Here is a 25,132-nt window from a genome sequence, read left to right as displayed (position 1 = left end):
AATTGAAAACGAGGTTCGCGTTAGGGATGGAAGAGGAAATCCTTTATTTGTAAAATTGCTAAATTTTATAAATAAAGATTGCAACGAACAGCCCGACCCTTGTGGGAACGCTCAAATTAAAAAAGGAAATGATATCTTTGTACGATATTTTACAACGTAAATAAAATGGAAGATTGTTTTGAAACCTTAATTTCGAGTTATTTGGATTCGAAAGTGGGCATTGTGGAACATTTTGTATCGGAAGAATTAGCGCAACACTTGGTAAAAAGATTGTTTGAATTGAAAGAACAAAATTTACTAAAAGCCGCTGGAATAGGAAATGCTGCAAAATTGACTCAAAATTCAGCCATACGAAGCGATGCGATTTATTGGTTAGATAGAGCGAACAATAACGAACATGAAAATGCTTTTTTAGATCAAGTGGATGCTTTTGTATCCTATTTGAACCGCAGTTGTTATACTGGAATTACCGGATATGAATTTCATTTTGCCTTGTTTGATAAAGGTAGTTTTTACAGAAAACATTTAGACCAATTCCAAGATAATTCGAGCAGACAGTTTTCGATGATTACCTATTTGAATGAAAATTGGCAACCTGAAGATGGTGGCGAATTGTGTATTTACGACGGCGATGTAGCTCAAAAAATAGCGCCAACCAACAGAAAAACAGTTTTCTTTAAAAGTAATGAATTGGTTCATGAAGTTTTAGAAAGCCACAAACCTCGATTGAGCGTTACGGGTTGGTTGAGACGAGATTAAAATAAAAAAACCGATACAAATTGTATCGGTTTTTTGTTGCTCCCCCTTCCCGATAGTAATCGGGACAAGCAATGGGCTCGAACCAATCCCGATAGCCATCGGGACTCTGATTAACAGTCAGATGCTCATTTATATTTTTCTAATAATTTAAATTTCATCTCGGGATATTTAAGCAAATTTTGAATATATATTCTGCTCTTCATTGATTTTATATGCTTCTCAATCGACAAACCTTGATGTTTAGTTACACATTCAATAGTGAAAATCAATTCCCAATCATCTGATTTATAAGTAAACTTTCTGGATTGTGAATCATTTAAATGAAATTCTAATCTTTGAATAAGATTTTCAGTAAAACCAATGTAATGTTTATCTAATTTTTTTGAGTATAGAATGTAAACTGTGTTGTTCATTTTACAAAAATAAAAAATCGACACAAATTGTATTGCTTTTTTGTTACTCCCCCTCTTGGGCTCGAACCAATCCCGATAGCTATCGGGACTCTGATTAACAGTCAGATGCTCTAACCAACTGTTTAAAATGTGATAAAGTATTTTATCAATAAGATTTTAAACAAAAAAAGCACTTACTTATCGTAAGTGCTTTTTTTTAAGCTCCCCCTCTTGGGCTCGAACCAAGGACCCTCTGATTAACAGTCAGATGCTCTAACCAACTGAGCTAAGGAGGAATCACCTCAAAGGTTTATGTTTTGCTAAAAAGTTGCTCCCCCTCTTGGGCTCGAACCAAGGACCCTCTGATTAACAGTCAGATGCTCTAACCAACTGAGCTAAGGAGGAAGGTGTTTATCTTTTTAGCGAGTGCAAATATAAACTGATTTTTTGTTATCGCAAATTATTTTATTGAAAAAATTATAAAAGTTTATCTACCACTAATTGGTATATATCTTTTCCAAAAGTTAAAGCCATTAGCGTCAACAAGATAATCATTCCAGCGGTTTGAACATAACCTGCTGCTTTGTCTGATAATTTTTTTCCCGTAATCATTTCAACTATTGTAAATAAAGCGTGTCCTCCATCTAATCCGGGTATTGGTAACAAGTTCATAAAGGCCAATCCGATTGAGAATAAAGCGGTAAAATTCCAAATGAATTCCCAATCCCAGGTATCTGGTAAACGACGTGCAATTCCAATTGGACTTTGAACATGTTTGTAAGCTTCTGTTTTAGGACGCAAGATTAGTTTAAATTGTTTTACGTTGTAAACCAATAATGCCCAAGATTCTTTAACCGCCGCTGGGACTGCTTGCCCAAAAGACATTTTATTATTTACTTCGTAATCTGATTTATCTAGGGGTTTATTAAAGAACCCTAATTTCCCTTCTTTATCTACCTTGGCTTTTAAAGTTAATACTTCAGTGCCTCTTAAAATAGATAAGGAAATACTATCGTTTTTATGTTTAGAAATATTTTTATTTTCTTTGTATTCATCATGATAATTGAAGAATGTTCCGTTTACTGCTTTTATTTTATCTCCTTTTTTTAATCCTGCGATTTCAGCTTGCGATTTTGAAACTACAGAATCTACTACTGATCCTAAAAAACGAGGACCAACAAACTCTTTTCCTTCTTTGCTAATGATTTCACCTTTCATCTCATCGGTTAAAATCACGTCTACTTTTTGACCATTACGTTCTACCTCAACTTTATCACCAAGTAAAACATCTAATGTCAATCGGTTAAAACTTGGTTGGTGTTTTCCATCTACTGAAAGAATTTTATCACCATTTCTAAATCCTGCTTTCTGACCTACTTCGCCAAATGCTAATCCGTTTTCTTGAATTTTTTCAGTAGCAATGAATTTCTGTCCAACAGTTGCATACATAATGGTAAAAATCAACCAAGCCAAGATTACATTCACGATAATTCCACCCAACATAATAATCAAACGTTGCCAAGCTGGCTTTGAACGGAATTCCCAAGGTTCTGCCGGAGCATTCATTTGCTCAGTATCCATACTTTCATCAATCATTCCTGAAAGTTTTACATAACCTCCTAATGGCAACCATCCGATTCCCCATTCTGTTTCACCTATTTTCTTTTTTACTAAAGAAAAACCAGCATCCATAAACAAGTAAAATTTCTCTACTCGTACTTTGAACATTTTAGCCGTTATGTAGTGCCCAAATTCGTGGAGAATTACTAGAACTGATAATATGAATAATATTTGTGCTACTTGAATCATTTTTATGCATTTATTTATACGACAAAAGTAAGGTTTTCACCTTACTTTTCATCATTATTTTATTTTAGAACTATTTTTTTATAAAATTTTTATGAATTGCACCTTCTGAAGTGGTGATTTTCATCACGTGTATCCCCGAACTTAAATTGTCAATTCTGAAATCTGTTGTTTGATGTGTTGCCAATAATTGACCCAATGTATTATATATTTCTATTTTTTCTAATTGAGTAGTCGTAGGCATCATAATGTGTAATTCGTCATTTGCGGGATTTGGATAAACTGAAATAGTTTGGTCTAAATCAAAAGATTCGTTTGACAAAGTGGCAACATTATTTTTAGAAATAATATGCTTGTTTGGATCAAATGTTACTCCAGCCACAACAAATGGAACCGAAACTACAAATTCTTGATTATTAACTGTGTTGTTTACAACTACATCATGATTTGCACCTTCAGCACTTGTTAGTCTAATTTCTAAAGGCATTTCAAAAAAAGAAACTGACGCATGCGATTGTGTTTGACTTACTGTAATTTTTGCCTGACCAGCTCCCCAATTCTGAGCCGTAATGGTATATGTAGGATAGCCTTGCATGTAAATCCAATCGTTAAAAAACTCTGTCAAACTTGAACCATATACATTTTCTAAATGTGATTTTAAATCTCCAGTCAACGCATACCCATAAGCTAGTGAAGAATCTGCTAAATAATTTTTTAGCGCTTGAAAAAATGCAGCATCACCTAATTTCCAACGCAACATATGAGTTACCATGGACCCTTTATCATATGTTAATCTAGACGAAAATATCCTATTTACATTAGTTAAATCAGAATCTTGAAGATATACATATCCAGCAGTTTGTGATGTAATAGAATTTATTTTATTAGTTTTCCAAGTCACAAATAAAGGCGCTCCGTCTAAATTTTCAACTACTAATCCAGACATATATTCTGTAAGACCTTCATTCAACCAAATGTCTTTCCAAGAACCGCATGTAATTTTATTACCAAACCATTGATGTGCCATTTCATGAGCTATTAAACTTCTTCCGAAACTACCCATAAAAGAAACCGTTGTATGCTCCATTCCGCCACCCCAACCAAATTGAGCATGTCCATATTTTTCATTTCTAAATGGATAAGGCTCCAATAAAGATTCATATAAATTTATAATTGTTGGAGTAGTTCCTAATTGAGTTGCAGAAGTTGCAGAAGCATAACTTTCAGGATATAAATAATTCACAATAGGAAAATAAGGACTTGCAACTGTTCCTAACCCTCCTTGCTGATTATAAATTTGATAGTTTGTTACGGCAATAGCAATTAAATAAGCTGGAATTGGATAATTATGATGAAAATGGGTCGTTTTATTTGCTCCAGATACGGTTTGAGAAACCCCTATCCCATTAGAAACACTAACATAAGCAGATGGAGCAGTAATATAAACATCTATTGCATTTACTTTATCATTCAAATCTTGTTTACAAGGCCACCAATCTCTTGCTCCGTAGGGTTCAGAAAGTGTAAAAATTACTGGAGTACCACTATGAGTTCCTCTAGTAAATGCCCCTTCTGCTTGAGGCGGAGAACCTGCATACGTAATTACAACTGTTGCAGAATTACCCGAAACTAAAGTTGTAGGTAAATTAATATTCAACTCGTAATTGCTTTGACTAAAAGTAAGGTTAGAACTATTCATTGTTACTGAACTCACTACTAAAGCAGTTGCCATATCAAAAGTCACAACACTCATATCACTTAATGCAGTAAAAGTTGTAGTAACTACTCCACTAATATATGGGGTGGTATTGTTAGGATCTACGCTAAATCGCAACTCATGATAACTAATGTCATAATTTTGGGTATTGGGGTTGGCTCTAAAATTTATGGTTGCTGAAGCAGACTTCATCTCTGCTTCTACCATTCTATCAAATTCAGAATTATCCGTTTGGGCAAAACCGATAACTCCAAATAAGAGTAATAAACTTAAAGTAATTTTTTTCATTTTTGTAGGTTATAAATTTTTTGGGGTAACTTTTATGTAATTTTACTTTATTAAAAACCAACAGAATTAAGCTTAAAATTATCAATTTACATAAAAATCAAGCGAATATACAACAATATCTTTATTTTGGCACAGCTTTTTGTAAGAATTTCATCAATTCATAAAAACAGGTAAGTGAAATTGTTTTTTATGTATTATCTAAATCCAATTCCTTAAATTTGCATCTTTAAAATCCTATATATTATGTTACAGATAGCGTACATTAGAGAAAACAAAGACGAAGTAGTAAAACGATTAGCTAAGAAAAACTTAGATGCTAAAAATGCGATTGAAGAAGTTATCGCATTAGACGAAAAAAGAAGAGCAACTCAAGTGGAATTAGATACTATTAAATCCGAGTCGAATAAGCTATCCAAAGACATTGGAGATTTAATGAAAAGTGGCGAAAAAGCAAAAGCTGAAATCTTAAAAGAAAAATCGGTTCAACTTCGTGAAAAAGACAAAGAATTAACCGAAGTATTGAATGCTTTTGCATCAAAACTACAAGAAGAATTATACAAATTACCTAATTTACCAGCTGACATCGTTCCAGAAGGAAAAACACCTGAAGAAAACTTAAACGTTTTTCAAGAAGGCGACATTCCTAATTTGCACGAAGGCGCTTTACCTCACTGGGAATTAGCAAAAAAATACGATTTAATTGATTTTGAATTAGGTGTTAAAATCACAGGAGCAGGTTTTCCAGTTTACAAAGGGAAATGTGCTAAATTACAACGTGCTTTAATCACTTATTTCTTAGACAAAAATACCGATGCTGGTTACTTAGAATACCAAGTTCCTCATATGGTTAACGAAGCTTCTGGTTTTGGAACTGGTCAATTACCAGATAAAGAAGGTCAAATGTACCATGTAGGTGTTGACGATTTGTATTTAATCCCAACAGCTGAAGTTCCAGTAACGAATATCTTTAGAGATGTATTGTTAAACGAAAATGATTTACCAGTTCTTTGCACAGGATACACGCCATGTTTCCGTCGTGAAGCGGGTTCGTATGGTGCTCACGTTCGTGGACTAAATCGTTTACACCAATTTGACAAAGTTGAAATCGTTCGTATTGAACACCCTGACAAATCTTACGAAGCTTTAGATGGCATGGTAGAACACGTAAAAGGAATTTTACAAGAACTAAAATTACCATATAGAATTCTAAGATTATGTGGTGGTGATATGAGTTTTGCTTCTGCTTTAACGTATGATTTTGAAGTGTATTCAACAGCACAAGAGCGTTGGTTAGAAATTAGTTCGGTTTCTAATTTTGAAACTTTCCAAGCAAATCGTTTAAAATTACGTTTCAAAGACAAAGAAGGTAAAAACCAATTGGCACACACGTTAAACGGAAGTTCATTAGCCTTACCAAGAGTATTAGCTGGAATTTTAGAGAACTACCAAACACCAGAAGGCATCGTAGTTCCTGAAGTTTTAAGAAAATATACTGGATTTGATATCATTAACTAAACGTTAATCTTTATAAAATAATGTACTAATTTGACGCTAAAAAGTGTTACTTTAGTACATTATTTGTTTTAATTATGTTGCAAAAAATAGCTTTTTTTATCTTGTTTTTGTCCTCGTTTTGGGTTTCGGCACAGAATGAGCAGTTGGCTATGGACTATTTTGAAAAAGGCGAATTTCAGAAAGCACTCTCTTTATTTGAGGAAATTTCGACCAAACAACCTTCAAATTATTTCTTCTTCCAAAGAGTAATTGAATGTTACCAACAATTGCAACAATATGACAAAGCGGAAAACGCCATTACCAAAAGAAAAGACAAATACAACCAACCATTACTATTAGTTGAACTTGGTTACAATTACCAACTTCAAAAAAATACGGATAAAGCAGAAAAAAATTACGAATTAGCCATTCAAGAAATTGAAAAAGAGCCAAATTATGCCTACCAAATTGCTAATTCATTCGAGAAAAAAGTATTGTTAACTTGGGCATTAAAAGCGTATGAAACCGCGCAAAAGAAAAACCCAAATCTAAATTTTGATTACCAAACCGCCATGATTCAAGGGCAATTAGGCAATTTGGAAGTTATGCTGAACAAGCTATTAGATTATGGTTTCAACACTCCTGACGGAACTTCAATGGTTCAAAACCAACTGACCCGTTACTTAATGGACGATTCTGATGGTTCTTTTGCAGCTACTATTCGAAAAAACTTATTGCTTAGAACACAAAAATCGCAAGATGTGTATTGGAACCAATTTTTGAGTTGGTTTTTTGTACAGCAAAAAGAATACGGAAAAGCCTTTATTCAAGAGAAAGCAGTTTACAAGAGAAATCCTGAAACCATTTATAATATAATAATTCTAGGAAAATTAGCTGTAGAAGAAAATCAGCACGAAGATGCTAAAATTATTTTTCAATTTATCATAGATAATTCAACAGATCCGCAACTTCATCTTGAAGCTTATGATTTTCTTTTATCATCTCGAATAGAAAATGCTCTTCCTAATGAATATCAAGATATATATAGTAGTTTGAATAACGTTTTAGGAAAGTATCATCAAAATCCTTATCAAACAAAAATTGTTTTACTAACTGCAAGATTTGAAGCATTTTATTTAAATAATTCGGAGGCTGCAAAAAAAAGGCTTAATGATTATTTAAACAATACTTTAAACATCAGAGAACAAGCAAAAGTAAAAATGGAATTGGCGGATATTATGGTGTATGATGAAAAATTCAATCAAGCCATCTTGTATTATGCACAAGTAGAAGATAATTTGAAAAACGATGTTTTAGCACATGAAGCCAGTCTGAAATTAGCAAAAGCCAACTTCTATAAAAAAGATTTCGATTGGACATTGCAACAAGTAAAAGTTTTAAAACAATCGCCGAGTTTGTTAATTGCAAATGATGCGATTGAAATGTTTTTGCTGATTCAAGATAATTCTGCCGAAGACAGTTTACGAGTTGCACTTCAAGCCTATTCAACAGCCGATTTAAAATTGTATCAGAATAAAAAAGAAGAAGCGCTTCAACTCTTTTTAGCCATTTTACAAAAACACAAAGGCGAAAGCATCGAAGAAGGAACCTTATTCAAGGTCGGTAAAATTTACGAAGAAAAAGGAGATTTCAATACAGCTTTGACATATTATCAGAACATATTGGACAATCACAAAGACGGAATTTATAAAGATGAAGCCTTATTCTTTTCGGCGGAGATTTATAGAAAACATCTTTTAGACAACGAAAAAGCAAAAGTATTATACGAAAAAGTAGTATTAGAACATCCAGATAGTTTGTATTATACTGAAAGTAGAAAACAATATAGAATGCTAAGAGGTGATTCGACGATTTAGAGAAAAGAAGAAAAAACAAGAGAAAAGAATTAGTTAAACGATTAAACGAGAATAATGATTATATACAACGTAACCATAAACGTAGACGAAAGCATTCATTCCGCTTGGTTAAAGTGGATGCAGAACAAACATATTAACGATGTTTTATCAACTGGTTTATTTACCAATGCTAAAATGGTTAAAGTTTTAGTGGAAGAAGAAATGGGTGGCGTAACCTATGCCGTTCAATATTTTACCGATTCTAGAGCCAAATTAGAAGATTATTATAAAAATCACGCACCAAGATTACGCCAAGAAGGCTTACAACTTTTTGCGGACAAAATGTTAGCTTTTAGAACGGAATTAGAGGTGATGGAAGAATTTTACGGAGAAACAAACTAAAATGGAAAAAGTAACCGCAAAAAAACACTTAGGACAACATTTCCTAAAAGACGAAAGCATCGCAAAGGATATTGCCGATACACTTTCGTTAGAAGGCTATTCTAAAATTTTGGAAATTGGTCCAGGAATGGGTGTTTTAACCAAATATTTATTGGACAAACCAACCGAAACCTTCGTAATTGAAATCGATAAAGAATCGGTAGAATATTTGGGCGTACATTATCCAAAATTGGAAAATCATATCATTTCGAAAGACTTTTTAAAATACAATTTAAACGAAGTTTTCAATGGAGAACCATTTGCTATTATTGGAAATTTTCCTTATAATATTTCAACACAAATTGTATTCAAAACCTTAGAAATGCGCGATCAAATTCCGGAATTTGCTGGGATGTTTCAAAAAGAAGTAGCCGAAAGAATTTGCGAGAAAAAAGGAAGTAAAACTTACGGAATCTTATCCGTTTTAGCACAAGCTTTTTATGAAGCAGAGTATTTATTTACTGTTCCGCCAAGTGTTTTTAATCCTCCACCAAAAGTTGATTCTGGTGTAATGCGATTAAGAAGAAAAGCGGATTATTCTTTGCCATGTGATGAAAAATTATTCTTCCGAGTAGTAAAAACTGCTTTTCAACAAAGAAGAAAAACATTGCGAAATAGCTTAAAAACATTCAATTTTTCTGATAATTTAAAAGAAGATAGTATCTTTGACCTGCGTCCGGAGCAACTTTCGGTAGAACAATTTATAGATATTACCCAAAAAATAGCAGCCGATGGAGTTTAAAATCAGCAGAGAGTTTCTAACTGAAATAGAACAACTTATAAGTGAAAACAAGTCGCAAGAATTACTTTTGCTTCTTGAAGATATTCACTTTGCTGATATTGCCGAAATCATGGAAGAACTCGATGATTACGGCGCTTCTTATATTTTCAACACCTTAGATTCTGAAAAAACAGCTGAAATTCTTCTAGAATTAGATGAAGAAGTTCGTGAAAAAATCTTGCGCGGTTTATCTCCAAAAGAAATTGCTGAAGAGCTTGACGAATTAAGCACAGATGACGCAGCCGACATTATTGCCGAGTTACCGCAACATAAAAAAGAGCAAGTAATTTCGGAATTAGAAGACGTTGAACACGCCAAAGACATTGTAGATTTATTACGCTACGATGAAGACTCTGCCGGTGGTTTAATGGGAAAAGAGTTAGTGAAAGTCAACGAAAACTGGAATGTTTTAACTTGCGTAAAAGAAATGCGCGCACAAGCCGAAAACGTTTCAAGAGTGCATTCCATTTATGTGGTTGATGACGAAGAACGATTAAAAGGCCGTTTATCATTAAAAGATTTATTGACAACCTCAACAAAAACGCCTATTAGTGATGTTTACATCAAAAAAGTAGATTACGTAAAAGTAGACACAAAAGATGTTGAAGTTGCCCGAATTATGCAAAAATACGACTTGGAAGCCATTCCAGTTGTAGATGAATTAGGTCGTTTAGTTGGTCGCATTACCATTGACGATATTATCGATGTCATCAAAGAAGAAGCCGACAAAGATTACCAGTTAGCAGCGGGTATCTCGCAAGACGTTGAAGCCGACGATAGCGTTTTGGAACTTACAAAAGCGCGATTACCTTGGTTGGTTTTAGCTTTATTTGGTGGATTCATTTCAGTACATGTTTTAGGGATTTTCGAACCGGTAATGGACTTACATCGCGAATTATTTTTCTTTACGCCACTAATTGCCGCAATGGCAGGAAATGTGGGCGTTCAATCTTCTGCGATTATTGTACAAGGTTTGGCTAACAATACTATTATTGGTCCGATTGTGGAACGATTATTAAAAGAACTTTCTTTGAGTTTATTAAACGGAATTATCCTTTCTGTAATTTTATTAGTAGGTAGCTATTTCTTATTGGGCTACGAAATTCATGTGGGTTATACCGTTTCAATTGCTTTACTTTCGGTAATTATTATGGCGTCTTTAATTGGGACTTTTATCCCAATTATCTTAAACAAATATGGAGTTGACCCTGCGTTAGCAACAGGTCCATTCATCACTACAAGTAACGATATCTTAGGAATTTTAACCTATTTTACGATTGCTAAAATTATTTTGGGGATATAGTATAATCACATTCTTCTGGGATTGTAATATTCCTATTGATTTTTACCAGCTTAATTAATTCCTGTTTGAAAGTTATTTTACCTTCAATATTAACAAAATATCTCATTTTTATTATTCCATAAGGTAATTTTGATGTTTCAATCCACTTATTATACTCGGTAGCACGATATAAAGAAGGCATAAATTTTTCACTATTTTTATCTACAATGTAATGTATAGCTTCTATTTTTTTCTTTTTTTGATATGCTAAACTTTTATTGCTTTTAATAGAATAGTGAAAGTAAACAATATCATTAATTGTTGTATCCTGATGCTTTATAAAATCGTATTCTTTTATCTTATAAATGTATATATTTGAAAATCTATAAACAGAATTACACTCATTAGACAAAGTTTCTGCCTTGTAAAACACTTCCTTTTTTATTTTAGAATTTACAACTAAACCTTTAAAATCAATTAACCTAAATGATGTTTCAATTGAATCTTTATCAAAAGAAACAAAAGTATAATAACTATTGTCTTTTGAATTTATTAATAATAAATCAGATTTGGTCTCTTTATCAACAGAAATAGGATTATCATAAATCAATGCATAATCGAAATGATACTGTTTTTGTGAAAATCCAAAACTTCCCATAAAACCAAGAAAAAATATAAATAAGCGCATCATGATTCAATATTTTCTTACAATTCTACAAAATTTACTAATTACTTCCCAACCTTTTACATTTTATTTCACTCTATACTAGAAACACTAAAGTTTATAGAGATGAAAAAAATACTTCTGATTACATTATTATGTTTTTCGACAATCACATTTGCTCAAAAACCAATTTTTACAACCGCTAAAATTAAAAGTGCAACCGTTTATAGCAATTCAGCTGAATTATTACAATCAGCTTTCGTAACACTCCCTTCAGGAACTAGCGAAATTGTCGTTAAAAATGTGGCGGATTATATCAATGAGAATACCATTCAAATTGGTGCTCCTGCTAATGTTACGGTTCTATCAGTTCAGCTTGTTAGGGATTATAAAGAAACATCTAATTCAAATGATGTTATTAAACTTTCGCTTTTAGAACAAAAATTTCAAGACAGTATTCGATTCATTGAAAACGAAATTAGTAAAATAAACATAGAAAAAAATGCTCTTACAAAAACCATAGAGTTATTGGATAAAAAAGAACTAGCTGGAACAACAAAACCCGAAATTACTATCTCAGAATTCACAAAACTAGTAGATTATTATAGAATAAAACGAAATGAATTTGGTCAATCAATTCACGTATTAAATGTTAAAGAAGAAAAATTTCAAGAAAAAATAGAAATACTTCGAGAAAAAATAGCATCAAAAAAAACAATTCAAAACACAAAACCGGTTTATAGCCTTGTGCTTCAAGTAATGAGTTCACAAGCTTCAAGCATTAATTTCGATATAAACTACATTACCAATGGAGCAAATTGGATTCCGTTTTATGATATGAGAGCCGACAACATCAACTCGCCAATCAATTTAATGTATAAAGTAAAAGTAAGCCAAAACACCGGCATTGATTGGAAAAATGTAAAACTAACCTTGTCTAGTGGTAATCCAAATCAAAATAACACAGCTCCTATTTTACAAGCTTGGTTTTTACGTTTTGGATATCCAAGAGTTTACAATAATAGTAATGTCATTTATAATTCACTTCAAGGTCAAGTTTCAGGCGTAGCTTATGACAAAAAAAAGGAAATGGATGACGAATCTTCAATCTCCAACTACACTACAATAAACGAGAACCAATTAAATGTTTCTTTTGATATTGATATTCCATATGACATTTTATCGAATGGAAAAGCGCATAGTGTAGCCTTAAAAGATTTAAAATTACCAGCAACTTACAAATATTACGCTGTTCCAAAAGTGGAAAAAGAAGCCTTTTTATTAGCTGAAATTAGTGAATATTCAAAATTCAATTTATTACCTGGTGAAGCAAATATAATCTTCGAAGGAATGTACGTTGGTAAAACGATGATTAACCCAAATCAAACTTCAGACACGTTGAATTTGAGTATGGGAAGAGACAAGAAAATTGCCATTAAACGTGAAAAAATCGCAGATAAATCGGGAACTAAATTCTTGTCTGGTTACAAAGAACAAACGTTTACGTATGATATCACCGTAAAAAACAATAAAAAAGAAGCGATTGAAATGTTGTTAAAAGATCAATATCCAATTAGCACTGATAAAGAAATTACCATCGAATTATTAGACAACGGAAAAGCCAAAGTAAACGCAGAAACCGGAATTTTAACTTGGGATGTAAAACTTGGAGCTGGAGAAACCAAGAAACTCAGAATTAGCTATAAAATCAAATATCCGAAGGATAAGTTTATAGATAACTTGTAAAATAGTCTCAGTTGACAGTCTCAGTTTTCAGTAATATGCTGCTAACTGAGACTGAAAACTGTACACTATTAAGGCGCTGGATTCGGAATTAATTCCTGAATTTTCTCGATTTCAGCTACAATTTCATCAGATAAAATGGTATCGAAAGCAGCAATATTTTCTTGTAATTGCTTCATAGTTGTAGCACCAATTATCGTTGAAGTCACAAACTTTTGACGATGTACAAATGCAATCGCCATCTGCGTTAACGTTAATCCGTTGGCTTCTGCTAGTTCTTTGTATAATTTGGTTGCTTTAAAACAATTTTCATTGGTATAACGAACGAAATTTCTAAACAAATCCAATCTCGAATTTTTTTGAATTCCATTCAAATGCTTGCCTGTCAAAAATCCAAAACCTAAAGGTGAATATGCTAATAACCCCACATTTTCACGCATTCCAATTTCTGACAAACCTACTTCGTACAAGCGATTTAATAAAGAAAATGGATTTTGTATCGTGGCAATTCTTGGCAAACCGTGTTTTTCGCTTTCCATTAAAAAACGCATTACACCCCACGGATTTTCATTTGAAAGTCCAATATGTTTGATTTTTCCTTCTTTAATTAATCCTTCATATACTGTTAGTACATCAAAAATATTGTCTTGCCATTTGGTATCCAATTCTTGAACGCCACGTTTCTGAAACATATTCATAACACGTTCAGGCCAATGCATTTGATATAAATCAATATAATCGGTTTGAAGATTTTTTAGACTCAATTCTACCGCTTCGTGAATGCTTTTCTTCGAAAAATCTAATGGCTGACGAATGTATTCCATCCCGCGATTTGGTCCAGCAATTTTGGTAGCTAAAACCAATTTCTCACGCTCCGAAGCTCCAATTTTCTTAATCCAAGTTCCGATGTAACGCTCGGTGCTTCCAAAGATTTGAGCGTTGCCACCAATTGGATACATTTCAGCCGTATCGATAAAATTAATTCCTTTTTCAATCGCATAATCCAATTGAGAATGCGCTTCAATTTCAGTATTTTGATTTCCAAAAGTCATCGTCCCTAGACAAATTTTGCTGACTTTTAGTTCGGTATTAGGTAGTGTTGTATAGTTCATTTCAGAATTTGAAAATTTAAAGTTCAAAGTTACAAAGTTTACACCAAAGAAAAAGGCTTGAATTTAGAACTCAAGCCTTTTTTATCAATCTTTTATGAAATGTTACAGTTCATTCAACATTTTAGAAATCTCATCTAACTTTGGAGTTAAGATGATTTCGATTCTTCTGTTTTTTGCTTTTCCTTCTGCCGTTTCATTACTCATTAAAGGCGCATATTCACCACGACCCGCTGCTGTTAAGTTTTCTTTTTTTACTTTTGCATTAGCCGATAAAATATTTACGATAGCAGTTGCACGCTTTGTAGATAAATCCCAGTTGTTTTCAACTCCACCACCTATTGAACCAGTGATTTTATCATTATCAGTATGACCTTCGATTAACACCGAAATATCTGGATTATCTCCTAAAACTTTACCAACTAAATCCACCGCTTTTTTACCTTCAGCACCTACTGTCCAACTTCCTGATTCGAAAAGTAATTTATTTTCCATAGAAACGTATACTTTTCCATCTCTTTCTGTAACTGTTAAGCCTTTACCTTCAAATGCTTTTAAAGATTTAGATAACGTTTCTTTTAGCTTTTTCATAGCCGCATCTTTATCTGCCATCATTTTTTCTAATTCGGCTAAACGTGTTGAAGAAGCTTCTAAATCTTTTTTCAATTTGTTTAAACGATCTTGTTCGGCAACTAAAGCTTTTTGTTTCGCTTCTAACTCCGCTAACAATTGTCTGTTTTTATTAATGTTAGCCTCTAAAGCATCATTGCTGTCTTTTTCTAGTGCAGCGTATGAAGCTTTTAGATTGTCTAAACTCTTTTTGGTTGCTGCATAATCTGCTGCTAATTTATCGCGCTCTGCCTTAGTCTTATCTAATTCAGTTTGCAGTTTATTTTTATCCGCTTCTAACTGATTTTTATCGGTTTTTAAAGTGGTATTTTCATCCGATAAAGCGTTGTGTTCTTTCTTTAAATCGGCATATTTGTTTTCTAAATCTTGGTAGATTTTTTTAGAAACGCATGAAGTAGTTAAACTTAAAACTACACAAGCAAGGGCAATTTTTCTAATCATTATTTTCTATTTTTGATTAATTGATTCTTATTTAATTTCTACTAAAACTGGGCAGTGGTCGGAATGTTTGGCTTCTGGCAAAATTAAGGCTCTTTGAATTTTATCTTTCAAAGGTTCGGCTGCCAAACAATAATCGATTCTCCAACCTTTATTATTATTACGAGCATTGGCTCTGTAACTCCACCAACTGTAATTGTGTGGTTCTTTATTTAAATGGCGAAAAGTATCGATAAAACCACTTTTCATGAAACCATCAAGCCAAGCACGTTCTTCTGGTAAAAAACCTGAAATTTTTGCATTTCTAATTGGGTCATGAATATCTATAGCTTCATGACAAATATTATAATCACCACAAATAACTAAGTTTGGCACTTCTTTTTTCAACTCATTTATATAGTTTTGAAAGTCGTCCATGTACATAAATTTATGTTCTAATCTATCAATATTTGTGCCAGATGGAAGGTACAAACTCATTACTGATAAACCATCAAAATCTACCCGTAAATTTCGCCCTTCAAAATCCATGTGTTGAATTCCTGTTCCGAAAACCACATTTTTGGGTTCAATTTTAGACAAAACTGCTACACCACTATATCCTTTTTTTTCAGCTGGAAAATAATATTGGTACGGATATCCCGCTGCTTCAATTTCAATTTTTGGGATTTGGTCTTCAGTTGCTTTAATTTCTTGAAGACAAATAACATCAGGATTCGCTTGTTGCAACCATTCTAAAAATCCTTTGGTAATGGCTGCACGAATACCGTTTACATTGTAAGATATAATTTTCATTTACTTTAATAGCTTTTACCAAATGTACTAAAAAGGTTTGTAAAAATAAAAGTTTGATTTTATTGATTTTATAATTCACTAACTATCAGCTTGCTAAAAAAATATAACGAAATAGGTTTTTTTATTAGCCAATGAAAAGTGCTCAAAATTCCTCAAAATTCTTATCTTTGTTTCTTGCTCAAAAAACAATACTGAATGGGTTTAGTTACTGCTAAAGAAGTTGCAAAAGCAATAAATGCTGATAAATATGGGGTTTTCGGGACTTTCACGGGCTGGTTGCTCATGAAAGTGCTCAAGATTTCTACCTTGAACAAAATTTATGATAGAAACAAACATTTGAGCGAATTGGAATTCTTAAATGCTATTTTAGATGAATTTCAAATCAAGTTTGAAATCCCAGAAGAAGATTTAAAACGTTTACCAAAAGATGGTGCTTATATTACCATTTCCAATCATCCTCTTGGTGGAATTGATGGTATTTTACTATTGAAATTAATGCTTGAAAGAGAACCTAATTTCAAAATTATCGCTAACTTTTTACTGCACCGAATCGAACCGATGAAGCCGTATATTATGCCGGTAAATCCGTTTGAAAATCATAAAGATGCTAAATCTAGTGTAGTTGGAATTAAAGAAACATTACGTCATTTAAGCGATGGTAAACCATTAGGGATGTTTCCTGCGGGAGAAGTTTCTACTTATAAAGATGGAAAGTTAGTTGTTGACAAACCATGGGAAGAAGGAGCAATCAAAGTAATTCGAAAAGCCCAAGTTCCAGTGGTTCCGATTTATTTTCATGCTAAAAATAGTAAGTTATTTTACTTCCTATCTAAGATTGATGATACGCTTAGAACTGCAAAATTACCAAGCGAATTATTAACTCAAAAAGATAGGGTAATTAAAGTTCGTATTGGGAAACCTATTTCGGTTACTGAACAAAACGAATATCAAGATATTGAAGCGTATGGTGATTTCTTACGCAAGAAAACTTATATGCTTTCGAATGCGTTTGAAGATGAAAGTAAAATTAATTTACCTAAATTAACAATTCCAAAACCGCCTAAACAAATTGCCAAACCAGCCAATCAAGACCAGATTTTAGAAGAAATGGCTTGTTTGAAAAAGGGTGATTATCGTTTGTTGCAAAGTAAAAATTATGAAGTTTACTTCGTAACGGCTGATAAAATTCCGAATATCTTGCATGAAATTGGTCGTTTGCGTGAAATTACCTTTAGAGAAGTTGGTGAAGGAACAAACGAATCATTAGACCTTGACGATTACGATAAATATTACCACCACATGTTTTTATGGGATGATGAGGCACAATGCATTGCTGGAGCTTATCGTATGGGATTGGGTGCACATATATATTCACAACACGGGATTGATGGTTTCTATTTACATGAATTGTTCCGTTTTGAACCGGAATTGTATGATATGATGAGTAAATCTATCGAAATGGGTAGAGCGTTTATCATTAAAGAATACCAACAAAAACCAATGCCGTTGTTCTTGTTATGGAAAGGAATTGTCCATACGACTTTACATTATCCTGAACATAAATATTTGATTGGTGGTGTAAGTATTAGCAATCAATTTTCTGATTTTTCAAAATCGTTAATGATTGAATTTATGAAATCGCATTATTACGATCCGTATATTGCGCAATACGTTCATCCAAAGAAAGAATACAAAGTAAAACTGAAAGACGCCGACAAAGATTTCGTATTCAACGAAACAGAAGCCGATTTGAATAAGTTTGATAAAATAATTGATGAAGTAGAACCTGGAAATTTACGTTTACCGGTTTTAATTAAAAAATACATCAAACAAAACGCAAGAGTGGTAGCTTTTAATGTGGATCCATTGTTTAACAACTCGGTTGACGGCTTAATGTACATTAAAATTGCCGATTTACCTGAAAGCACCGTAAAACCCGTTATGGAAGAATTTCAAGCGGAATTGGAAAGAAAAGAGAAAGGCTAATCGATTGATTAGTCTTTTTTATTTATGTAAATCTTACAAATCTTATCTACAATTGTTTGCGCTAATTTTTGATGACTTTCAAAGGTCCATCCTGCAATATGAGGTGTTAGCAAGACATTTTCTGCATGCAATAAATATTCAAAAGCGGCTGGTTTTTCACCTTCAAATAAGGTTTCGAAAGATAGTTTTTCATATTCCAAAACATCTAAACCAGCACCTAAAATTTTTCCTGATTTCAACCCTTCAACCAAATCAGCCGTTACAACCGAATTCCCTCTTGCTGTATTAATGAACCAAAAAGGTTTTTTAAATTGATTAATAAAATCAGCATTTATCATTTTATCGGTTTCGGGTGTCCAAGGTGTGTGCAAACTTAAAACATCGGCTCTTTCATGAAGTTCTTCTAGTGAAACTTGAGTGGCATTGGCATCTCCTTTATTGGGTAAAATATCATAACACAAAACGGTGACATCAAATCCTCGGAGTTTCTTGGCGAATGATTTTCCCATGTTGCCATATCCAATGATTCCGACCGTTTTGCCTTCTAATTCATGTCCACGATTGGCTTCACGTTTCCATTGACCTGATTTTACTTCGTTATTGGCTTTGTTCAAGTTGTTAAAAAGCGACAATATCATTCCGATAGCGTGTTCGCCAACGGCATTGGCATTTCCTTCTGGAGCAGCAATTAAATGTATTCCTTTCGCAATAGCGTAATCACAATTGATACTTTCTAAACCAGCTCCAACTCGGGCAATGAATTGTAAATTTGTAGCTTTATCTAAAAAGGTTTTGTCAATTTTAAAACGACTTCTAATGACAATTCCGTGGTAGTTTTCAATTTTAGCTTCTATTTCTTGTTTGGAAGACGTAAAATCAGCTTCGTTTTGAAAACCAGCCTGTTCTAATTGTTCCCAAAGTAATGGATGATTGCTATCGATATGAAGAATTTTTATGTTGGCTAAATTCATTTGTTCGTATTATAATGTAAAAGTACAAAATTTGGATTCAAAAAAAATGAGGTCATTTAGACCTCATTTTTTTTTAATTTAACCAAGCTTCAGGATTTAATGTGGTGGTATTTTGTAACACCAAGAATTTAATTACTGCCTTTCCTGAAGAATCAGTATGAATTTTTCCTATATTTTGTTTAATATTTACTTTTTGTCCTTTTGAAACACTTACTGAAGATAAATTTAAATAAACGGTAATAAAATCTCCGTGTTTTATATAAACCGCTTTGTTATTAGCTGAAATAACTTGTACTTGTAGAACTTCGCCAGCAAAAACAGCTCTTGCAGAAGATCCAGGTTCTGTTGAAATTTCAACACCACTATTGTGAATCGTTAAATTTTTATGCACTGGGTGAGGTTGATCGCCGTGGGGTAGTGAAATAAATCCTTTTTCAACTGGCCACGGAAGTTTGCCTTTATTTGCTTTAAAATTATTAGACTCTATTTTTCCTTCCGCAGTTAAAACAAATTTAGATGCTGCAGTCGTTCCTGTTTTAGGAGCAGTCGTTCCTGATTTTTCAGCATTTCTTTTATTAGCAGCAGCGATTTCTGCAGCAATAATTTGCTTTATTTTTCTATCAATATCTTTTGCTTCTTTTTGTTTTTTATCAATTTCAGCAGCTAATTTTTTCTTATCTTTTTGAATTAGTTTTACTAACCGTTCTTGTTCTTGTTTTTCTTTCTCTAATTCTTGTTTTTCTTTTTCGGTTTGTACTAAAACCACTTCTTTTTCCTTTTTACTTTCAGACAAACGCTTTTCTGCTTGTGTTAATTTGCTTTGTTTTTCTTTAATTTCTTCCCCTTGCATTTTTCTAAATCCTGCATATTGTTTCATGTACTGAATACGTTTGTATGCTTGAAGAAAATTTTCAGCGGAAAGGATAAACATAATTCTACTTTGCTCATTTCTACTCTTATATGATTTTACAATCATTTTTTCGTAGTCTTCTTTTAAGACTTTCAATTCTCTATTTAACTTATTCATTTCTAACTGAGTTAAATAGATTTCATCACTTAAAATACGAGTTTGTTTTGCAGTTGTATTTAAAAGTTTTTGTCTTAGTTGAATTAACTGCTTTTGCTGATTAATTTGTGTTAAAACCGATTTTTCTTTCTTTTTTTCAGCTTCTAAGCGTGATTTATTTTCTGAAATTTCTTTCAAAATTTGTGCTTTACGCTCTTCTAATTTCTGCTGTTCTGAAGGTTGAGCAAAACATAGGCTAGTAATGAAAAAGAAAAATACGATTTTAAGAAATTGATTCATGCAAGATAGATTTTTACAAAGGTAGTTTTTTTACGTGAATAAAAAATTAATTGATTTCAATTGCGGTATAACCCCTTGGAATTGAATATGGATAACTCAAATTTTCATTAAATGTTGTGTTCTTAAATTCAATATCAATAGTTATTTTATCTTTTTGTTCTGCTTTTATTTTAATTTCATTTGGTAAAAACATTCCTTGCTCTTCTTTATAAGATGGATAACGAATTTCTAGATTTCGGTTTTTACTCGCTTGAGTGATTATTTCTTTTTTTATTAGATAATTTGCTCCTTCAAAATAAAATTCTTTAGAAATATCATCTTTTGTAGGCAACGACAATTTGAACATTTTTTCCACCACTTCAGAAATCCATCTATCTTTTGTTAAATCGTCTATTGCTTTTCCAAGAAATAAATTCTGAACTTTATTAAAGTTTAAATCGGTTCCTAACCAATTGCTTAACATACTGAAATCGCCTTCAAAATAGGTGTTATTTATTTTTTCATAATAGCTCACTTTAGAAGGAGTAATCAAGGCCTTAGCCATAGGAATTCCTAAGAACTTTATATTAATCCAAATGATTTCGTCTTTTTTAATGCGAATATCTGCATTCATAGAATGTGACTGCTTTTCATCCTCATATTTAGCGTTGGTTCTTATATTCAAAGTTTTAAAATCATGCGTATTTTGATAATGACCATTGATAACTTTAGTTACCTCTGTATTATCGTTTGCAGCTGCTGTAGCAACCGCTTGCTTTGATTTACATCCGATTAAAAAAACGATCAAAAAGGCTGATAGTATTGATTTCATTTACTTTTGTAATTGCTTTAATTTGTTGCTATACACTTCTTTTTTAACCTTGTCATTCAAATTTTCGCAACTGATAATTAACTGTTTGTAAAAATTAGCTTCTAATGGTTGGTTCTCCACCACAAAATCCAAGCCATTTTCTAAAGTACTTTTAGCTTTCTTAAATTCTTTCAACTTGTTGTAACCCAAACCTGCATAAAAATAAAAATCAGATTGTGTGGGAAAAGATTCTAAATACTCTTCAGCTTTCTTAGTTACCAACTGAAAATCTTGCTTCTGAATTACTACTTCTAAATAAAATCCCATCGCCTCAACATCATCCGAATTCTTTTTGATTCCTTTCTCAAAATATTTCGTCGCATTTTCTAAATCATTCTTTTTCCAGAAAAATTTTGCTACTTCTTTGGCTACATTGATTTCTTTATCATCGTTAAAATACGGAATCGCCTTATCGATATCTTTTAAATAAGTAGGATTTTTAACGGCAAAAATTAAAAACTCATTAAAAACACGATGTTTGATTTTTAAATCCATTCGATTATTATCCAAAACTTTGAACATGGATTTTGAAGCGTTTTCTCCATCGTTATTAGTCAGATGAAATTTTACTAAACTTACATGTGCCCAATCGGAATTTGGGATTTCTTTTTCCAATTGTTTTGCGACTTCAAAGGCTTTGTCTTCTTGATTGAAACTTGAATACAAAACAATCAAATCGATATAATTTTGTTCTACTTTTGGATTCTTTTTAATCGCTTCTTCTAACTGTTCTTTTTGTGGTTTTGAATAAGCGTTTGATTCTTGAATCTTCAATTTATAGAATTCCATGGTGCTGGTCAACTTGGATTTTGATTCCATGTCTTTCAACAATTCCAAGGCTTTCGCGTGTTGATTTGTATTCATGTAAAGCGAAACCAAATCTTCTCTCATATTACCATCAAACTCAATTAATTTCTCAACAATCGGAATTGATTTTTGATAATCTTTCGTTTGATAATACACGTCGTATAATCCGTTCCAATACCAACGTTGTTTATTGTCTAACTCCACTGCTTTTTTGAAAGCTTTTTCAGCATCGACATAATTTTTCAGGCTCAAGTAATTTTTACCTAATTCAAATTGAAAAGATGCATTTTTAGGTTCTTTTTCGATACATTTTTGAATCGCCACAATCGCTTTATCATAATTTTCGATGCCACGCTGTTTCATGGCTTCGTAAAAATTATTTTCCAATTGGTCATCCACCAAAGCAATCGCATCGGGATTATCTTGCGCAAACAAGTGATTCCCAAAACTGAAAAGCAGGAATGTAAATAAAGCTATGTGTTTTTTCTTTATCATCTATTCTAAAACGGAATAATCTCCGATACTAATACTTGTAAAATTGCCATCAAAATTCACATGATTTCCTATCATTGCGTTATCTAAATTCGCATTTTTGATATGAGCGTGCGTTTGAATCAAACTGTTTTTAATGGTTGAATCAATTACGTGACATCCTTTTCCTAAAGAAACATTTGGACCAACTGTTGCATTAATTAAAATTACATCTTCCGCAATGGAACATGGCGGAATAATCGTTGCATTTTCTAATTTCACATCAGCCGAAACTAAATTTTCTCCGTCGTTATGTAAAAAGCCTAACATTCTTGTGTTCGTTTCAACAGTAACGTTTTTATTTCCGCAATCCATCCACTCGTCTACTTGTCCTGGTACAAATTTCATGCCTTTTGCCATCATTTGCTTAATACCATCGTTAATTTGGTATTCGCCACCATGGATAATATTGTTATCTAAAACCGATTGTAATTCGTTTTTCAACACGGCAATATCTTTGAAATAGTAAATTCCGATAACCGCTAAATCCGATACAAATTCTTTTGGTTTTTCTACCAATTCGATGATTTCACCATTAGCATTTAAGTTCACCACACCAAAAGCTTCTGGTTGATCCACTTGTTTTACCCAAATAACGCTATCGGCAGTTGTATCTAAATCAAAATCGGCACGAATTAACGTATCAGCATAAGCAATAACTGCTGGACCATCCAAAGAATCTTTCGCACACATAATCGCATGACCTGTTCCTAATGCTTCGTTTTGATAATAAATCGTTCCTTTTGCACCTAATTTTTGAGCAATCGCAATTAAATCTTCTTCTACTTGTTTACCAAAACTCTCATGAATAATAAACGCTACTTCGTCTATTTTCTGATTTAAAACACCAGCAATATCTTCAACTAATCTATGAACGATTGGTTTTCCAGCAACTGGAATTAATGGTTTTGGAACTGTTAAAGTATGTGGGCGAAGGCGTGAACCACGACCAGCCATAGGTACTATTATTTTCATGTTAGCCCCCTAACCCCTTAAGGGGGAATTCCTATTAGGGGTCAATAGGATTTTATTAATTAATTCAATTTATTTATAAACTATTTACACAATTTTGTCAGTTCCCCCTTCGGGGGTTAGGGGGCTTTACTTCACTCCCGTACTACCAAAACCACCTTCTCCTCTTGAAGTTTCTGATAATTCGGTTACTTCAATCCATTCGGCGCGTTCGTGTTTGGCGATGATTAATTGGGCGATGCGTTCTCCGTTTTCGATTATGAAATCTTCATTGGATAAATTTACTAAAATCACGCCAATTTCTCCTCTATAATCAGCATCAACTGTTCCTGGTGAATTTAAAACGGTGATTCCTTTTTTAGCTGCTAAACCACTTCTTGGACGTACTTGCGCTTCGTAACCTATTGGCAATTCAATGAAAAGTCCGGTTTTTACGATAGTTCTTTCTAATGATTTTAAAGTAATTGGTTCTGAAATATTCGCACGTAAATCCATTCCTGCCGAAGCGATGGTTTCGTAGTTAGGTAACTCGTGATTGGATTTATTGATGATTTTGATTTGCATTTTTAATTCTATTTTTTGGGAACACAGATTTTAGAAATTGGAAAAATCCTAACTAAATCTATAATTCAAAGTTATTATTTTCTTCTGATAATGGTTAAAATGGTTTCTTTTTCGTTTCGGTACACAAAGTAAGCAAAAAACAAGATAGCTGCAATTCCGAAGACGTAAGTTTCACGTAAAACGGGCACATAAAATGAAATTCCAGAAAGTACTATTGCTAATCCTAAATAAGTAAAAATCGATTTCTTATCGTATGGAATTGGATATTTCTTTTGTCCCATATAATACGAAATAAACATCATGGCTCCGTAAGCTAAAATAGTAGCTATTGCCGAACCCATATAACTTATAATTGGTATTAAAAGCAAGTTTAAAACTAAAGTTACAATCGCTCCAACAATTGAAATGTAAGCGCCAATTCGGGTTTTATCAATTAATTTGTACCAAACGGACAAATTGGTATAAATGCCTAAAAAGAAATTAGCCAATACAATTAATGGCACCACATCCATTGCATCCCAATAAATAGCTTTTGGCACTAATATCAATTTTAAAATATCGGCAAAAACGATAACGCCTAAGCAAATAAACGAACCAAAAATGACAAAATATTTAGTAATTATAGCATAGGTTTGTGGGGCATTTTCGCTTTTAGCATGACTAAAGAAAAACGGCTCAATCCCTAATGTGTAAGCTGTTCGAAACAACACCATAAACATTCCGATTTTATAACAAGCCGAATAGGCTCCAATGTCAGCCATATCAACATGCATCCAATCTAATAAGATTTTATCGAAATGTTCGTTGATGGCAAAAGCAATTCCAGCCACTAAAATAGGCAAGCCGTATTGCATCATTTTCTTCCACAAATCTGCATCAAATTGCCATTTGATTTTGAAATAATCAGGTAAAACGAAAAGTAAAGTAACTAAGCTTGCTATTAAATTCGCAAC

The 25,132-nt window shown here is 32.8% G+C and carries 22 protein-coding genes and 2 tRNA genes; 8 read left to right on the top strand and 16 right to left on the bottom strand.

Features of this window, described 5'->3' with window-relative positions:
- The first annotated feature begins 165 nt into the window (after window positions 1-165).
- The gene (locus tag B4I81_RS00660; protein WP_291106348.1) at window positions 166-759 is read left to right on the top strand and encodes a 2OG-Fe(II) oxygenase; all 594 of its coding nucleotides are present in this window, start codon (window positions 166-168) and stop codon (window positions 757-759) included.
- A gap of 125 nt (window positions 760-884) precedes the next feature.
- Here the strand turns inward: B4I81_RS00660 and B4I81_RS00655 are convergent, their stop codons facing one another.
- The 5 genes from B4I81_RS00655 to B4I81_RS00635 form a co-directional block, all read right to left on the bottom strand.
- Window positions 885-1,172 (bottom strand): GIY-YIG nuclease family protein, encoded by a 288-nt coding sequence (locus B4I81_RS00655; protein WP_291106344.1) that lies wholly within the window; start codon window positions 1,170-1,172, stop codon window positions 885-887.
- A gap of 201 nt (window positions 1,173-1,373) precedes the next feature.
- Window positions 1,374-1,447: transfer RNA gene (locus B4I81_RS00650), tRNA-Asn, on the bottom strand.
- A gap of 35 nt (window positions 1,448-1,482) precedes the next feature.
- Window positions 1,483-1,556, bottom strand: a tRNA-Asn gene (locus tag B4I81_RS00645).
- Between the two features lie 72 nt (window positions 1,557-1,628).
- Window positions 1,629-2,960, bottom strand: a complete 1,332-nt coding sequence (rseP, locus tag B4I81_RS00640) for an RIP metalloprotease RseP (RefSeq protein ID WP_291106342.1) — start codon at window positions 2,958-2,960, stop codon at window positions 1,629-1,631.
- A 70-nt stretch (window positions 2,961-3,030) separates the two neighbouring features.
- On the bottom strand, window positions 3,031-4,962 hold the full coding sequence (locus tag B4I81_RS00635; protein ID WP_291106340.1) for a M1 family aminopeptidase: 1,932 nt from the start codon (window positions 4,960-4,962) through the stop codon (window positions 3,031-3,033).
- A gap of 243 nt (window positions 4,963-5,205) precedes the next feature.
- On the opposite strand from B4I81_RS00635, the gene serS reads away from it, so the two are divergent.
- From serS to mgtE, 5 genes are all read left to right on the top strand, one after another.
- Window positions 5,206-6,477 (top strand): serine--tRNA ligase, encoded by a 1,272-nt coding sequence (gene serS, locus B4I81_RS00630; protein WP_291106338.1) that lies wholly within the window; start codon window positions 5,206-5,208, stop codon window positions 6,475-6,477.
- A gap of 74 nt (window positions 6,478-6,551) precedes the next feature.
- Window positions 6,552-8,333: a tetratricopeptide repeat protein gene (locus B4I81_RS00625; protein WP_291106336.1), complete on the top strand. Its 1,782-nt coding sequence runs from the start codon at window positions 6,552-6,554 to the stop codon at window positions 8,331-8,333.
- A 54-nt stretch (window positions 8,334-8,387) separates the two neighbouring features.
- On the top strand, window positions 8,388-8,714 hold the full coding sequence (locus B4I81_RS00620; RefSeq protein ID WP_291106334.1) for a DUF4286 family protein: 327 nt from the start codon (window positions 8,388-8,390) through the stop codon (window positions 8,712-8,714).
- A 1-nt stretch (window position 8,715) separates the two neighbouring features.
- Complete coding sequence (rsmA, locus tag B4I81_RS00615) at window positions 8,716-9,495, top strand: 16S rRNA (adenine(1518)-N(6)/adenine(1519)-N(6))-dimethyltransferase RsmA (protein ID WP_291106332.1); 780 nt, start codon at window positions 8,716-8,718, stop codon at window positions 9,493-9,495.
- A complete protein-coding gene (mgtE, locus tag B4I81_RS00610) occupies window positions 9,485-10,837 on the top strand; it encodes a magnesium transporter (RefSeq protein WP_262317147.1) in 1,353 nt (450 codons plus the stop codon). The genes rsmA and mgtE overlap by 11 nt, the downstream gene beginning before the upstream one ends.
- On the opposite strand, the gene B4I81_RS00605 is transcribed toward mgtE, so the two are convergent.
- Entirely contained in the window at window positions 10,821-11,507 is a 687-nt protein-coding gene (locus B4I81_RS00605) for a hypothetical protein (RefSeq protein ID WP_291106329.1), read from the bottom strand. The two genes, mgtE and B4I81_RS00605, sit on opposite strands and share 17 nt — an antisense overlap.
- Window positions 11,508-11,606: 99 nt before the next feature.
- On the opposite strand from B4I81_RS00605, the gene B4I81_RS00600 reads away from it, so the two are divergent.
- Complete coding sequence (locus B4I81_RS00600; RefSeq protein WP_291106327.1) at window positions 11,607-13,226, top strand: DUF4139 domain-containing protein; 1,620 nt, start codon at window positions 11,607-11,609, stop codon at window positions 13,224-13,226.
- Between the two features lie 68 nt (window positions 13,227-13,294).
- Here B4I81_RS00600 and B4I81_RS00595 read toward each other — a convergent pair whose 3' ends face one another.
- The 3 genes from B4I81_RS00595 to B4I81_RS00585 all read right to left on the bottom strand — a co-directional run bounded on the left by B4I81_RS00595 (window position 13,295) and on the right by B4I81_RS00585 (window position 16,192).
- Window positions 13,295-14,335 (bottom strand): aldo/keto reductase, encoded by a 1,041-nt coding sequence (locus tag B4I81_RS00595; RefSeq protein ID WP_291106325.1) that lies wholly within the window; start codon window positions 14,333-14,335, stop codon window positions 13,295-13,297.
- Between the two features lie 102 nt (window positions 14,336-14,437).
- Window positions 14,438-15,403: an OmpA family protein gene (locus B4I81_RS00590; RefSeq protein ID WP_291106323.1), complete on the bottom strand. Its 966-nt coding sequence runs from the start codon at window positions 15,401-15,403 to the stop codon at window positions 14,438-14,440.
- A gap of 27 nt (window positions 15,404-15,430) precedes the next feature.
- Window positions 15,431-16,192, bottom strand: a complete 762-nt coding sequence (locus tag B4I81_RS00585; protein WP_291106321.1) for an exodeoxyribonuclease III — start codon at window positions 16,190-16,192, stop codon at window positions 15,431-15,433.
- Between the two features lie 195 nt (window positions 16,193-16,387).
- Here B4I81_RS00585 and B4I81_RS00580 point away from each other — a divergent pair, with 195 nt between their 5' ends.
- Entirely contained in the window at window positions 16,388-18,178 is a 1,791-nt protein-coding gene (locus B4I81_RS00580) for a lysophospholipid acyltransferase family protein (protein ID WP_291106319.1), read from the top strand.
- An 8-nt stretch (window positions 18,179-18,186) separates the two neighbouring features.
- On the opposite strand, the gene B4I81_RS00575 is transcribed toward B4I81_RS00580, so the two are convergent.
- From B4I81_RS00575 to B4I81_RS00545, 7 genes are all read right to left on the bottom strand, one after another.
- Window positions 18,187-19,149: a 2-hydroxyacid dehydrogenase gene (locus B4I81_RS00575; RefSeq protein ID WP_291106317.1), complete on the bottom strand. Its 963-nt coding sequence runs from the start codon at window positions 19,147-19,149 to the stop codon at window positions 18,187-18,189.
- Window positions 19,150-19,222: 73 nt separating this feature from the next.
- Window positions 19,223-20,455, bottom strand: a complete 1,233-nt coding sequence (locus tag B4I81_RS00570; protein WP_291106315.1) for a murein hydrolase activator EnvC family protein — start codon at window positions 20,453-20,455, stop codon at window positions 19,223-19,225.
- A gap of 46 nt (window positions 20,456-20,501) precedes the next feature.
- A complete protein-coding gene (locus B4I81_RS00565) occupies window positions 20,502-21,266 on the bottom strand; it encodes a DUF4292 domain-containing protein (protein WP_291106313.1) in 765 nt (254 codons plus the stop codon).
- Complete coding sequence (locus tag B4I81_RS00560; protein WP_291106311.1) at window positions 21,267-22,607, bottom strand: tetratricopeptide repeat protein; 1,341 nt, start codon at window positions 22,605-22,607, stop codon at window positions 21,267-21,269.
- Entirely contained in the window at window positions 22,608-23,618 is a 1,011-nt protein-coding gene (locus B4I81_RS00555) for a sugar phosphate nucleotidyltransferase (RefSeq protein ID WP_291106309.1), read from the bottom strand.
- Between the two features lie 126 nt (window positions 23,619-23,744).
- Window positions 23,745-24,191 carry a dUTP diphosphatase gene (gene dut, locus B4I81_RS00550; RefSeq protein ID WP_291106377.1) on the bottom strand — a complete coding sequence of 149 codons (447 nt, stop codon included), beginning with the start codon at window positions 24,189-24,191 and terminating at the stop codon, window positions 23,745-23,747.
- Window positions 24,192-24,253: 62 nt separating this feature from the next.
- The coding region (locus B4I81_RS00545; RefSeq protein WP_291106308.1) for a lipopolysaccharide biosynthesis protein at window positions 24,254-25,132 on the bottom strand (879 nt) is incomplete at its 5' end.

The organism is Flavobacterium sp. UBA6195 (assembly GCF_002422095.1).
In the GTDB taxonomy this organism is placed as follows: Bacteria; Bacteroidota; Bacteroidia; order Flavobacteriales; family Flavobacteriaceae; genus Flavobacterium.
This window is presented reverse-complemented; position numbering and strand designations above follow the sequence as displayed.